Consider the following 13,577-nt stretch of genomic DNA (forward strand, 5'->3'; position numbering starts at 1 on the left):
GCGTTAGGCGGGTCTCGCAGGAAAAGCCGGCGAAGGTTGTACGCTACCGGGAGTTTTCCGGCCGCCTGCATTGGTGAGGCCGGGTTAACGATATGTGGCGGCGAAAACGAGCGTATCGATTGCAAAAGACCGCAAAAACGTTGGTGACGCTCTGCTAACCATCGGTGTCGGCGCAGCATTCTGTCGCATCGCCAATGGTGCGAGGCGATCTGCTCGCACACCTCTCTTTGTCGAGGAAAGGTGTGCGGATGCCCGGATGACCGCTATTTCTTCTCGAGCGCGGCGGTCTGCTTGGCGAGCTGCTTGTCGAAATCCTCCGACAGGGTTGTGGCGTAGGCTGCGAGCTCACCCGGCTTGACGAACGGGTTCGGTGCGCCGTCCTTCATTTCGGCGCGCTTGGCCTGCATGCCATAGACCTCCGGATGCGGCCCGAGCAGCACGTCGATCTTCATCGCCTTCACCTTGGCGTAGGTCGCACGGTAGTCGTCGACGATTCCGGCATGGGTCGGCTGGCCGACCAGCCGGTTCAATGCCACCGTGCCGCTACAGAAGAACAGCACCTTGCGGTCCTGATTGCCGTCCTTGACGGTCATTTCCCAGCTCGTGCAGCCCGGCGAGTGGCCAGGAGTCGCATGCGCCGTCAACGTGGTGTCGCCGAGCGTGACCTTGTCGCCTTCCTTCACGGCGCGATCGACCTTCACTGTGGGGAAGGCGAGATCCTCGTTCTTCTCGTCGCCAGGATAATAGCCGCCCTCCAGCAGCGGCTTGTCGCGTTCACCGGCCACGAGCTGTGCACCGGTCTCCTTCTTGATCTCGGCGAAGCCGCCGGTGTGGTCGAAATGCGCGTGCGTATTGAGGATGATCTTGATGTCGGAGACCTTGAGACCGAGCTTGGCAATGTTGTCCTTGATCATGCCGGTGGATTCCGGAAGCGCCGTATCCATCAGGATCAGGCCCTGTGAGGTCTTGATGATGTAGACGGCGATGCCGTCGGTGCCGACATAGTAGATGTTGCCGATGAGCTGGAACGGCTCGAACGGCGTGGTCCATTTCTTGGTGACCGCCGCAATGAAATCCTTGACGGTCTGCGCCTGCGCGCCGGTTGCGAGGAACGCCAATGCACAGAGCGCGGCCGTGAGCTTTTTCATCGTTTGTCTCCCAGATTGTTCTTGCAGATTGTTCTTGTCGTCTTGATCGGGCGCGGCCTTCGCGCGGCCGGCCGGCAAGCTACGTCGTGCGAGGTGCGGCAGCAACGGCCACATGTCTGAAAAATGTCGTGGCGTGCGCGGAATAACCGTGCCCGTCCGTTTTGAGCATGGCGGCCATCGCTGCAACGCGGCCGGTTGGGGTTTGACCGCGCGCAGTCGGCTCGCCATACTTTGCCCCAAGGCGAGCCAGAAAGACTCGTCGGCATCGGGAGCTGAAATGACCAGATCATCCTCCGTCCTTGCGGGGACGCTGAGTTTCCTCGTCTCCTTCACTTCAATTGCCTACTCGCAGCCGGCCTGCGTCACCCAGAACATGGTGATGCCGCCTGGGGCCAACAGCACCGACAAGGCGGCCCCGTTCTTTATCGATACGACGGGTCTCGATTTCAAGACGGCGCCTCCGACGCGCGATCCATCCAATCCCAATTACCCGCGCGCGACCGAGCTTCCTGACGGAACGCTGCCGCCACCGGGTGCCGAGGGCAATTTTATCATCGGCCCCACCCACAATCCTGCGCCGGAGACGATCGCGAGGGAGGGTGTGCCGCGCGGGACGACAAAATCCTTCACGCTGCCGTCGAAGGAGAGCACCATCTACAATCCCGGCCTGATCCGCGACGACGTCGCCGGCTGCACCAACTCCTCGATCATGACGACCGTCACGGCGCCGGACGACAAGTCGCACATGATAGTCACCACCAGCCACCCCGGCATCTGGTCGCGCGCCATCGACGTCTATGTGCCGGCGCAATATGTGCGCGGCACCGAGGCGCCGTTCATCGTGGTCGGCGACGGCGGCTCCAACGCCTACAAGGATCTCGCCGTCACGCTCGACAATCTGATCGCGCAGCGCCGCGTGCCGCCGATGATCGCGATCCAGATCGGCAATGGCGGGCAGGACGCGCAGGGCAGTCAGCGCGGCCGCGAATATGACGCGGTGTCAGGGGCCTACGCGCAGTTCGTCGAGCGTGAAGTGCTGCCGCTGGTCGAAAAGAATGCCGACGTCAAGCTGACCAGAAATCCCGATGGGCGTGCGACCATGGGGCTGAGTTCGAGCGGTGTGGCAGCCTTCACCATAGCGTGGTTCTATCCCGATCTCTATCACCGCGTGCTGGCGTTCTCGCCGACCATGGTCAACCAGCAATGGCCGCACGACCCGTCGCTGCGCGGCGGCGCCTGGGAATATCACAGCGCATGGACGGGGCCGGCCACACCCAATCTCATTTCCAAGGCTGGCGTGCTCACGCCGGCCGAGCCGCCCGGCGTGCCGCTGATCGTCGCTGCGCCGGCCAAGCCGATCCGCTTCTGGTTCTTCGGCGGCGACCAGGACCTGTTCTATCCGAACCCCACCATTCCCGACGGCATGCACGACTGGACCCTGTCCAACGCGCTGATGGCCAAGGTGCTGGCGGAGAAGGGCTACCACTATCAGTTTCTGTTCGTGCGCAACGCCAAGCACGTCGACCGTCCCACGATCGCGCAGACGCTGCCGTCGGCGCTGGAGTGGGTCTGGAAGGGCTATCCGATCCCCTGAGCGCAGGGAATAAAGGGTCAGGCGAGAGCGGCCTGGCGTTCCCGCATTGGTTCGCGGACCCGATCGGGTTTCCCCGGCTCGGCGAGCCGCGTAAAACTGCGCTGGCTTGCATGCGCGGGTGCTTCGACAATCACGCCTTCGCAAACGATCTGTCCACCGAGCATCCGGAATTCCAGCTTGTCGTAGCGCGGCATCGTCTCGCCGGGCGCGGGCGGCAGCAGCCCGACACTGCCCTGGATGTTCAGTGTGGCATCACCGGCGCCGTGAAGGCGCGGATTCCACATCCTGATCCCGGTCTCCGCCCAACGCTGCCGGATCAGCGTGGCGCGGTCGGCTGGTTCTGCGATCTTTGCACGGATCTTCGGCGCGCCAGTGATCTCCGGAGCGGGGGCCTCGAGGGCCGGCTCCGGCGCAACATCCGTGACGACGCTGGGCGTGTCGTCGGCGACTTTCGCGGCGCTGGGGGAGGAATCGCTGTCGATGCTATCCTCAGCGACATGCTCCGCCGAGATTTCGCGATCGGCAAGCGCCACACACGCATCGTCGAGAGTTGAGCGAGTATCCACGTCGACGGTAGCGGAATGCTCGTCGTTGACGGCGAGAGCGGGGGCATCAACCGGGACGACCTCGACCGCGGCATCGGCGGACGAGGCCTCCTCCGCGACAACGGGCTCAACGGCCGCAAGCTCGGGAGATGCATCGCTGTTGGTGATGAGTTCGGGGACGTCGACCGGCTCGCGCACGACCTCGATGGTCGCGACCGACGCTTCCTCCACGACGACCGGCTCGACGTCCGCCGCCGTCTCCCGGGAGGATTCGTCGCTGCCGCTGATATCGGCTGGCGCTTCCGACGGGCTCTCCGCGATGACAGGGCTGGCGCTGTCGTCTTCGGCCGAAGCCGCGACCGCGGCGTCGCAGTGCGACGTATCCACGCCGATGCTGGTGTCGAGAACCTCCGCGGCTACTGCAATGTCAGCAACAATGGCGGATGAGGCGTCTGCGGTATCAGGCGCGACCGCGATGCTGCCGCCGTGCGGCGCAGGCCGAAGCCGGGTCAACGCCCATTTCACCGCGGGGATGCGGCGCAGCAACGATATCAGTCTCGAAAGCACTGGGAGTTGTCCAAGAGGTACTCGGCTTGAGGCCATCGCTGATTCGCCAGCAATGTAAAAATCCCCGGCTGTCACACTGATGTCAATGTAGGTGGGACCAATTGCAGAACATCCAAGCCTTTAGAGCGCGCGGCTGCGAGTTAGCCGGCGTGACTGTAGTCAAGCTGCAGCCCCGCCAACACGTTTCGTTCGACACCAAGACCTTCGCGTATGACATCGGCGAGCTTTGGCGGCACGAAGACTCTTGGAGAGGGGACGATCGCCCCTCTCCGGACTTCCGATCGATGCAAGCCTACTTTCCGGAGCCCGCGCCGCCGCCGGCCTGGCTGCCCATGTTGTTCGTGTTGCTGCCGCCGGCCGACGGAGTCTGCTTGCCCTTGCTGTCGGCGGCCTCGTTCTGCATGTTCGACGACGCGCCGGTCGTCATGCCCTTGGTCGCGGGGCCCCGCGACGAAGGGCCGACGTCGCCATGGCCGGATGCGCCTGGGGCGGGTTGTGTCTGCGCAAAGGCGCCGCCGGTCGCCAGCGCCATGATGCATGCGGATGCCAAAATGATCTTCTTCATCTGGTTTCCTCCTGGGTTGACTTGAGGACAACTTGCGCGCGGAGCGGACGTTCCTCACAGGGAAGCGTCGCGAGGATCATGACCAAGCACGTTGCGGTGCTTGTCGAGGTTCCCTGTACGGCTCTATCGACGGTAGAGTTTGGAACATCGGGCATCTGGTGTAAGGACGAGGCATGAAAAAGATAATGACTCTCGGAGCGATTCTGCTCTGGTCCACGATCGCAGTCGCGCAGGAGCGCGCCATCACCGTGGCCTCGACGACGTCGACGGAACAGTCGGGGCTGTTCGGTTACTTGCTGCCGCTGTTCTCGAAGGCCGCGGGCATCGACGTGAAGGTCGTTGCCGTCGGTACGGGCCAGGCGCTCGACATCGGGCGGCGCGGCGATGCAGACGTCGTGTTCGTCCATGACAGGCCCGCCGAGGACAAGTTCATGTCCGAAGGGGAGGGCGTGAAGCGCTTTGATGTCATGTACAACGACTTCGTCATTGTCGGGCCGAAGAGCGATCCCGCGAAGATCGCCGGCGGCAAGGACGTGGCCGATGCGCTGCGCAAGATCGCCGCCGCGAAGGCGCCGTTCATCTCGCGCGGCGACAAGTCCGGCACGCACGCGGCCGAGCTACGGCTGTGGAAGGAGGCAGGCATCGACCTCGGTGCCGCCAAGGACGGCTGGTATCGCGAGATCGGCCAGGGCATGGGTCCGGCCCTGAACATGGCGTCGTCGTCGAATGCTTATCTGCTGTCGGACCGCGGCACCTGGTTGTCATTCAAGAACCGCGGCGAGCTTACCGTCCTGACGGAAGGCGACAAGCGGCTGTTCAACCAGTACGGCGTCATGCTGGTCAATCCGGCCAAGCATGCGAACGTGAAGGCGCAGGACGGGCAGGCCTTCATCGACTGGCTGATCTCTCCTGGGGGGCAGGAGGCCATCGCCGGCTACAAGGTCGGGGGCGAGCAGCTATTTTTCCCCAACGCGTCCCACTAGCAGGAAGGCGACGGTGGACACTGCGACGCTGAGTGCGAGCAGGATCAGCCCGAGCCCGAGCGCCAGCGGCAGGTCGCCCTTGCTGGTCTCCAGCGCGATCGCCGTCGTCATCGTGCGCGTGAAACCGCGGATGTTGCCGCCGACGATGAGGATGGCGCCAACCTCCGCGATCGCGCGCCCGAAGGCTGCTAGAAAGGCCGTCAGCAGCGAGGTCCGGCCCAGCGCGAACAGCAAGCCGATGCTGCGCAACGTCGACAGCCCGTCGATCCGCGCCAGGTCGCCATACTCCGCCCACAGCAGGCTCGCCGGGCGGTGGACGAGTGCAACCACGATCGGTGTTGCGAGCAGCGATTGCGCAATCACCATGGCCGTTGGCGTAAACAACAGGCCGGCGGCCCCGAACGGGCCGGATCGTGACAGCAAAAGATAGAGTGCGAGCCCGACCACGACCGGCGGAAGACCAAGCAAGGCATTGGTGAGGACGATGATGACCTGCCGCCCGCGGAACCGGGTGATCGCAAGCAGCGCCCCGAACGGCGCCCCGATCAGAAGCGCGAGGATGCTGGCGGTGAGGCTGACGCGCACCGACAGCCCGACGATGGCCAGAAGCTCCGCATCGGCCTCGCCGATCAGCGTGAACGCGGCGCCGACGGATCGCGCGAAGTCGTTCATCCGTGCCTGAGCTTCGGCGCCCGCCGCGATGTCTCGCGTGCGCCGATTTCGGGACTGCGGAGGTGATTCACGTTTATTTCCCTGAGGGGATCGTCCTGCAAAGCAGGCGGCGGAGCGGTTTGGTAACCCGAATTGGACCGGAAATCAAAGCCTTGCGCAGCATGGCACGAGGTGGCGTTCGGCCTCATCGTTTTGACTTTGCCTGATGCGGGGACCGTCGGGGCTCAGATCAAGCCGCGCAGCACTTCAATAAGCCGGGCACACTCTGCCTCCGTTCCGACCGTGATGCGCAGGAAGTTCTCGATGCGTGGCTTGCCGAAATGCCGGACCAGAACGCCACGCTGGCGAAGCGCTGCCGCGAGATCTGCTCCGCTCCGGCTTCGATGGCGCGCGAAGACGAAGTTGGCGAGCGACGGCAACACCTCGAAGCCGAGTTGTCTGAGGTCGCGGGCCAAGGTTTCGCGGCTCGCGATGATACGGGCACGGGTGTCTCGGAACCAGCCGTCGTCCTCGATGGCGGCGGCGGCGCCGGCCATCGCGAGGCAATCGACGGGATAGGAGTTGAAGCTGTCCTTCACGCGTTCCAGCGCTTCGATCAGCGGTCGTTGGCCGATGGCAAAACCAACCCGCAGGCCAGCGAGCGAGCGCGACTTCGAGAAGGTCTGGATGACCAGCAGATTGTCGTGGCGTGCAACCAGCGGCACGGCGCTCTCGGCGCCGAAATCGACATAGGCCTCGTCCACCACCACCAGCCGGTCCGGCTGTTCGGCGAGCAGCGATGCGATTGCGTCGCGCTGAAGGGCAATGCCGGTAGGAGCGTTCGGATTGCAGAGGAGGATGGCACTCGATGGCCGCCTGTAGTCGGAGATATCGATCCTCATCGCAGCATCGAGCGGCACCTCGTCATGCGTTATTCCATAGAGGCCGCAATAAACAGGGTAGAAGCTGTAGGTGACGTCGGGGAATAGAAGCGGTGGTTCGTGCTTCAGAAGCGCCTGGAAGGTGTGGGCCAGAACCTCGTCGGAGCCGTTGCCGACGAACACTTGCTCGGGCGCCACATCGCAATGGGCCGCGATCGCCTCACGCAGGCGCGTTGCGCGCGGATCGGGATAAAGGCGCAGCCGCTCCACGGCCGCTGCGATCGCCGCGAGCACGCGCGGCGAGGGCGGGTAGGGATTCTCGTTGGTATTGAGCTTAACGATGCCGTCCTGCTTGGGCTGCTCGCCGGGGACGTAGGGCGAAAGCGTGTGGACGACCGGACTCCAGAAACGGCTCATGATCTCCAATCCGAATGTGATCGGGCACAGTAGGGTATACGGGAGCTCCGCGGAAGTGCGCCTGCATTCAGCAATCCCAGGCAAATCTGCACGAGGCTTACTGCCGGAGACGTTCCCAAGCGCGCCCCCTATGCTAGGGTCATCGCACCACCGCCCAGAATGAAAACAAGAACGAAGGCTGACGCGCCCCAGGCGCGGAACGGCCGAAAAGAGAGGAACATATGCCGGGTGCAGCCCTTCCCACCGCTCCCTCGATTCCGACCGCGCCAGTGACCTCAGCCGTTCTCGACCGCTTGCGGGCCATCGTCGGCGACAAAGGCCTGATCCTGGACGAGCAGGACAAGCTGCCCTTCGTGACCGACTGGCGCGGCGAGTTGGCGGGGCAGGCGGCGGCGGTCGTGCGTCCGGCCAGCACCACGGAAGTCTCCGCTGTCGTCAAGCTCTGTTACGACAACGGCATTGCCATCGTTCCGCAAGGTGGCAACACCGGCCTGATGGGCGGCGCTACGCCGTGGCCCATGCACCGCGGCATCGTGCTGTCGCTCGGTCGCATGAACCAGGTGTTGAATATCGATCCCGTCGGCTATGCCATGACCGTGGAGGCAGGCTGCATCCTCGAGACGCTTCAGGACACAGCCGCGCGCCACGACCGCCTCTTTCCGCTCAGCCTCGGTGCTCAGGGCTCGTGCATGATCGGAGGTAATCTGTCCACCAATGCCGGCGGCGTGCAGGTGCTGCGTTATGGCAATGCGCGAAATCTGGTGTTGGGTCTGGAGGTCGTGCTGGCTAATGGCGATATCTGGGACGGCCTGCGTGCGCTCAAGAAGGACAACACCGGCTATGACCTCAAGCATCTGTTCATGGGCGCCGAAGGGACGCTCGGCATCATCACCAAGGCGGTGCTGAAACTCTGGCCGGCGCCGAAAGACGTGTGCACGGCATGGCTCGCGATTCGCGATCCCAAGTCTGCTATCGACCTTCTGTCGGAGGCGCATGCTGCTTCCGATGACAATGTCGGCTCCTGTGAGCTCATCAGCCGTGCGTGCACCGACATGGTGCTGCGGCACATTCCCGGCACCCAGGATCCTCTCAAGGCTGAGACCGAATGGTATCTCCTTCTCGAATGGTCGTCGGCCCGGCCACGGCAGGACGGTGGCACGGGCATGTCGGACAGGATGGAGCAGTTCCTGGCCGACCAGCTCGAGGCGGGCCGGGTGCTGGATGCGGTGATCGCGCAAACCGAAACGCAGTCGCGCAACATGTGGCGAATTCGCGAGAGCGTGGCCGAGGCATCGCGCACCGAAGGTCCGGGCTTGAGCTACGACGTCTCGGTCGCGGTCTCAAGGATTCCCGAGTTTATCGACAGCGGTCTCGAGGCCGTGCTCGCAATCCTGCCGCCGATCCGCCCCTATCCGCTCGGCCATATCGGAGACGGCAATGTGCACTTCTCCTTCATGGGTCCGAAGGGCATGGACCGCGATACGCTGTCCCAGTATTCCGCAGCAATCACACGGGCCGTCAACGACCTCGTTACCTCCATGGGCGGCTCGATCTCGGCGGAACATGGCATCGGCATCGAGAAGCTCGACGAGCTCCAGCACTATCGCTCCCGGATCGAGCTCGACATCATGCGCACGATCAAGCGGGCGCTCGATCCCAAGAACATCATGAATCCGGGCAAGGTGCTTCGTCTCGGTTGAGGCGCGTCCACCTCGAGCCCGGTGCTCCCCGCACCCTCGCGCCCTCCGGGGACGGGATGCCGCAGATCGGCCGGGCCAAACGGGCCGGGGCACCAAATCACGCCGTTTCGCGACCGAAAGGCGGCTTTATTCCCGCCTTGGATGCTTTAATGAAGGGACAAGATCAGGTCGCACCCGCCCGGGGGCGGTGCTAGACCCTGATGCAGGAACAATGGGGCGGGGCCGGTAGGGCACGTCCGTAAGGATAAAGGATTTGAGGCAATGATCCAAACCGTTGGCATCATCGGGGCAGGGACCATGGGGAACGGCATCGCGCAGATTTGTGCCGCGGCCGGGCTTTCGGTCGTGATGGTCGATATTTCCGATGCGGCGGTGAACCGCGGGATTTCGACGGTCGGCGGCAGCCTCGAGCGCCTGGTCAAGAAGGAGAAGATGTCGGCGGGCGATCGCGACGCCACGCTCAAGCGCATCACCGGCACCACCGATCGCGCCAAGCTCGTCGATTGCGATCTCGTCATCGAGGCCGCGACCGAGAACGAGGAACTCAAGCTCAAGATCCTGAAGGATCTCTGTGCGACGCTGTCGCCGCGCACGCTGCTCGCCACGAACACCTCGTCGATCTCGATCACGAAGCTCGCCGCCGCGACCGACCGCCCCGACCGCTTCATCGGCATGCACTTCTTCAATCCGGTTCCGGTCATGGCGCTGCTGGAGCTCATCCGCGGCTTGCAGACTTCCGACGACACCCACGCCAAGGCGCTCGATTTCGCCAAGCGCGTCGGCAAGGTGGCGATCACGGCCAAGAACAGCCCGGGCTTTGCCGTCAACCGCATCCTGTGCCCGATGATCAACGAGGCGATCTTCGCGCTGCAGGAGGGGATTGCGACGGCGGAAGAGATCGATGCCGGCATGAAGCTCGGCTGCAACCATCCGATCGGGCCGCTGGCGCTCGCCGATCTCGTCGGGCTCGACACCATGTTGTCGGTGATGGAGGTCTTTTATAAAGGCTTCAACGACCCCAAATACCGTCCAGCTCCCCTGCTCAAGGAAATGGTCGACGCCGGCCATCTCGGCCGCAAGACGGGGCAGGGCTTTTACACCTACGGCGCCTGACAATGGCGCAGGCGGCGGGCGTTGAGTGCTCGCCGCCGGCCCCCGCGATTTGCGCTGCGACAAAGACGCCGCGCGCAATCGGCCTGACAATGTCGAACGGGCGTCCTGCGGGAACAACGGAACGGATAACAAGGGACATGTCGGATCGACTGAAGGCCGAGCGCGAGGCTGCGGCCGCGCGGCGGAATTTGCTGACCCAGGACGCGATCGAGCGCACGGGGATCACCGAAGAGATGATCGGGGAACTCGTGACCCGTTTCTATGGCCGCGTCCGCGAGGATGCGCTGCTGGGGCCGGTGTTCGCGATCGTGCAGAATTGGGACGAGCATCTGGCCAAGCTCCGGGATTTCTGGTCGTCGGTCGTGCTGATGAGCGGCCGCTACCATGGTTCGCCGATGCGGGCGCATATGCCACTGAACCTGGTCGGGGATCATTTCGACCGCTGGCTCGATTTGTTTGAACAGACCGCGCGCGAGGTCTGCCCGCCGCAGGCAGCCGCGCTGTTCATCGACAGGGCGCGCCGCATCGCCGACAGTTTCGAGATGGCGTCGGCGACCTTGGCCGGACGCATCGCTGCGCCGCGTCACGTGCTCCGCTCCTAGAATACAGAATGCCTGCCTGAGAAATGCGCAGCCGCATTGATGGCGCTACGATCGCGCCGAGCGTCGGCGCATTGCACCAATACCGGCAGCATTGATCTGATCTGCAAAATCATCATGCCGGTCGCGTAGCGTGACGTTGCAATTAGAAAAATGCGCGCAAATGCGCGTGTTCGCGTTCAATCAGTGCGAGCATAACCGTGTGATGCACTGCGGGAAAAAATCTTTGCCTTTTTTTCGGCAGAGTTCCAGCGCCTGCTTGTGAACATGTCGAGTGCATCGTTCAACCCATCCTCTTCATCCTCCGACAACACAGCGGAATCCGAAGCTGACGCTTGCACGGAGCAAACCCGGCGGGCACTCTTGAAGAGTGCGCTGGCCACCACGGCGTGCTTCGCCTGTTCCACGCAGGTCCACGCGGGCGAGGATGCGCCCGGCTCCGACGAGCGGCCTCAGAAGGGCGATCTGCTCGTCTTCGCCGAAGGCGATCAGGAGGGAAAGCCCGTCACCGCGGCCGCTCTGTCGGCCGGCGGACCGCCGGTGCATGCCTGGCCGAAAGATCCAAAGACATCGGTCGTGCGCAGCGCCTCGCGCCTCAACGAGATCTTGATCATCCGCCTCGACCCCGCCGAGCTCGACGAGCAGACAAAAGCGCGCGCCGTCGACGGCATCCTCGCCTATTCGGCAATCTGCTCGCATGCCGGCTGTCCTGTCACGGCGTGGGTGAAGAGCGATGTCGGCGACAAGGAAGTGCTCAAATGCATGTGCCACAACTCCGAATACGATCCTCGCGCGGGCGCGCAGGTCGTGTTCGGGCCGGCGCCGCGACGGCTCGCTGCGCTGCCGCTGGCGCTGGCTGACGGCTCGCTCAGCGTCGCCGGAAACTTCGTCGGAAAGGTAGGTGGCGCGCAGCCGGGATGATGGGCGTGCGGGTTGTGCCCGCGTCATGAGAGACCGCATCCGCCGATGGGTGGACGACGGGACGAACGACAAGAATTCAAAACAAGAATTCAAAACGGATGAAAAAGGGGAACGCCATGACCAGGAAGCAGTGGTTACTGTCCGGCTTCGTCACCTTCACGTGTCTTGCATCGACTCTTGCCTCGACCGCCGCCGTATCAGGCCCGATCGAGAACTACGCGCCGGTCACCGCGCAGCGGTTGGAAAACCCGGAGCCCGCCAATTGGATGCTCTACCGGCGGACCTATGACGGGCAGGGCTACAGCCCGCTCGACCAGATCAACACCTCGAATGTAAAGAACCTCACCCCGGTCTGGACCTTCGCGACCGGCGTGGTCGAAGGTCACGAGGCGCCGCCGATCGTCAACAACGGCGTGATGTTCGTTGCGACCCCGATGGGGCAGGTGATCGCGCTGAACGCCAAAACGGGCGACGAATATTGGCGCTACAAGCGGCAGCTTCCCGACGACCTATTCCAGTTGCATCCGACCAGCCGCGGCGTCGGCCTATGGGAGGACAAGCTCTATCTCGCCACCACAGACGACCATGTCGTCGCGCTCGATGCCAAGACCGGCAAGGTGGTGTGGGACACCAAGGTGCAGGACTACAAGAAGGGCCAGTACATGACCCTGATGCCGCTGATCGTCGACGGCAAGGTCATCGTGGGCGGCTCCGGCGGCGAGTTCGGCGTGCGCGGCTATGTCGCCGCCTACGATGCCAAGGACGGCAAGGAGCTGTGGCGGACCTATACCATCCCGGGCGAAGGCGAACCCGGCCACGACACCTGGCAGGGCGAGGACTGGAAGAACGGCGGCGGCTCGGCCTGGATGACCGGTAATTACGACAAGGACACCAAGACGATCTATTGGGGCGTCGGCAACGCCGCGCCGTGGCCCGGCGAGATGCATCCCGGCGACAATCTCTATACCTCCTCGGTGCTCGCGCTCGATCCGAACACCGGCAAGATCAAGACCCATCACCAGTATCACCAGAACGATTCCTGGGACTGGGACGAAGTCGAAGCGCCGATGTTGATCGACCTGCAACGCGACGGCCGCAACATCAAGAGCCTGGTCCATCCGGGACGCGATGCGATCTTCTGGATACTCGAGCGCACGCCGACCAAAATCAACTACGTCGCCGGCTGGCCGTTCGTCTCCACTGACGTCTGGAAGGGCATCGACGCCGAGAGCGGCAGGCCGATCGTCGATCCCGCGCACAAGCCCGTGGTCGGCAAGCGCGTGGAGTTCTGTCCATCGCTGTGGGGCGGCAAGGATTGGCCGTCGGCGGCCTACAGCCAGAAGACCGGCCTCGTCTACGTGCCCGCCAACGAGAATTTCTGCGGTGGGTTCACCGGCGAGAAGGTTCCGCTCAAGCCCGGCGAGCTCTGGCTCGGCACCAAGCCGGAGGACATCGGCCTGAAGACGAAGCCGGGTGCCGATCATTTCGGCGAGCTCCAGGCTTGGGATCCCGCCACGGGCAAGAAGGTGTGGCAGCACAACTTCCCCAAGTCGCAGCTGTTCGGATCGGTGACGGCGACCGCAGGCGATCTCGTCTTCGTGGGTGGTACCAACGACCGCAACTTCCGCGCCTTCAACGCCAAGAGTGGCGAGCTGCTCTGGGAGCAGAAGACCAACTCCGGCATCATGGGCATGCCGGTGTCCTATGAGATCGACGGCACGCAATACATCGCGATCCAGTCGGGATGGGGCGTGGATGCGCAGCGCATCCAGGATGCACTCGTGACCAACAACATCGGCATCGAAGCCAACGTGCCGCAGGGCGGCGTGATCTGGGTGTTCGCGCTGAAGAAGTAAGCTCCGCTGGCGGATCGAAAGAAGCGGAGTGTCAGGG

At 63.7% G+C, this 13,577-nt stretch carries 12 protein-coding genes; 7 read left to right on the plus strand and 5 right to left on the minus strand.

Going from position 1 to position 13,577, the window contains the following annotated elements:
• Nucleotides 1-263: 263 nt before the first annotated feature.
• Nucleotides 264-1,148, minus strand: a complete 885-nt coding sequence (gene blaBJP, locus BRA1253DRAFT_RS32440) for a BJP family subclass B3 metallo-beta-lactamase (RefSeq protein ID WP_007601339.1) — start codon at nt 1,146-1,148, stop codon at nt 264-266.
• A gap of 277 nt (nt 1,149-1,425) precedes the next feature.
• On the opposite strand from blaBJP, the gene BRA1253DRAFT_RS32445 reads away from it, so the two are divergent.
• Nucleotides 1,426-2,742 (plus strand): esterase family protein, encoded by a 1,317-nt coding sequence (locus BRA1253DRAFT_RS32445; protein ID WP_007601341.1) that lies wholly within the window; start codon nt 1,426-1,428, stop codon nt 2,740-2,742.
• A gap of 17 nt (nt 2,743-2,759) precedes the next feature.
• Here the strand turns inward: BRA1253DRAFT_RS32445 and BRA1253DRAFT_RS32450 are convergent, their stop codons facing one another.
• Both BRA1253DRAFT_RS32450 and BRA1253DRAFT_RS32455 read right to left on the minus strand, forming a co-directional pair.
• Entirely contained in the window at nt 2,760-3,854 is a 1,095-nt protein-coding gene (locus tag BRA1253DRAFT_RS32450) for a hypothetical protein (RefSeq protein WP_007601343.1), read from the minus strand.
• A gap of 292 nt (nt 3,855-4,146) precedes the next feature.
• Nucleotides 4,147-4,419, minus strand: coding sequence for a hypothetical protein (locus BRA1253DRAFT_RS32455; protein ID WP_007601345.1), 273 nt, complete (start codon nt 4,417-4,419; stop codon nt 4,147-4,149).
• 173 nt (nt 4,420-4,592) lie between these two features.
• Between BRA1253DRAFT_RS32455 and BRA1253DRAFT_RS32460 the strand changes: the two genes are divergently transcribed.
• Nucleotides 4,593-5,402 carry a substrate-binding domain-containing protein gene (locus BRA1253DRAFT_RS32460; protein ID WP_007601348.1) on the plus strand — a complete coding sequence of 270 codons (810 nt, stop codon included), beginning with the start codon at nt 4,593-4,595 and terminating at the stop codon, nt 5,400-5,402.
• Here BRA1253DRAFT_RS32460 and BRA1253DRAFT_RS32465 read toward each other — a convergent pair.
• Both BRA1253DRAFT_RS32465 and hisC read right to left on the minus strand, forming a co-directional pair.
• Entirely contained in the window at nt 5,376-6,074 is a 699-nt protein-coding gene (locus BRA1253DRAFT_RS32465; protein WP_007601350.1) for an ABC transporter permease, read from the minus strand. The two genes, BRA1253DRAFT_RS32460 and BRA1253DRAFT_RS32465, sit on opposite strands and share 27 nt — an antisense overlap.
• Nucleotides 6,075-6,298: 224 nt before the next feature.
• Nucleotides 6,299-7,351 (minus strand): histidinol-phosphate transaminase, encoded by a 1,053-nt coding sequence (hisC, locus tag BRA1253DRAFT_RS32470; protein WP_007601352.1) that lies wholly within the window; start codon nt 7,349-7,351, stop codon nt 6,299-6,301.
• Nucleotides 7,352-7,572: 221 nt separating this feature from the next.
• Between hisC and BRA1253DRAFT_RS32475 the strand changes: the two genes are divergently transcribed.
• The 5 genes from BRA1253DRAFT_RS32475 to BRA1253DRAFT_RS32495 all read left to right on the plus strand — a co-directional run bounded on the left by BRA1253DRAFT_RS32475 (nt 7,573) and on the right by BRA1253DRAFT_RS32495 (nt 13,540).
• Nucleotides 7,573-9,051 (plus strand): FAD-binding oxidoreductase, encoded by a 1,479-nt coding sequence (locus BRA1253DRAFT_RS32475; protein ID WP_007601354.1) that lies wholly within the window; start codon nt 7,573-7,575, stop codon nt 9,049-9,051.
• A gap of 261 nt (nt 9,052-9,312) precedes the next feature.
• Nucleotides 9,313-10,164: a 3-hydroxybutyryl-CoA dehydrogenase gene (locus BRA1253DRAFT_RS32480; RefSeq protein ID WP_007601357.1), complete on the plus strand. Its 852-nt coding sequence runs from the start codon at nt 9,313-9,315 to the stop codon at nt 10,162-10,164.
• 137 nt (nt 10,165-10,301) lie between these two features.
• Nucleotides 10,302-10,766: a group III truncated hemoglobin gene (locus BRA1253DRAFT_RS32485; RefSeq protein ID WP_007601358.1), complete on the plus strand. Its 465-nt coding sequence runs from the start codon at nt 10,302-10,304 to the stop codon at nt 10,764-10,766.
• 264 nt (nt 10,767-11,030) lie between these two features.
• Complete coding sequence (locus BRA1253DRAFT_RS32490) at nt 11,031-11,684, plus strand: ubiquinol-cytochrome c reductase iron-sulfur subunit (RefSeq protein WP_007601359.1); 654 nt, start codon at nt 11,031-11,033, stop codon at nt 11,682-11,684.
• Nucleotides 11,685-11,800: 116 nt separating this feature from the next.
• Nucleotides 11,801-13,540, plus strand: coding sequence for a methanol/ethanol family PQQ-dependent dehydrogenase (locus tag BRA1253DRAFT_RS32495; protein ID WP_007601360.1), 1,740 nt, complete (start codon nt 11,801-11,803; stop codon nt 13,538-13,540).
• Nucleotides 13,541-13,577: the final 37 nt, after the last annotated feature.

Origin of the sequence: Bradyrhizobium sp. WSM1253, from assembly GCF_000244935.1 — a bacterium.
GTDB lineage: Bacteria > Pseudomonadota > Alphaproteobacteria > Rhizobiales > Xanthobacteraceae > Bradyrhizobium > Bradyrhizobium canariense.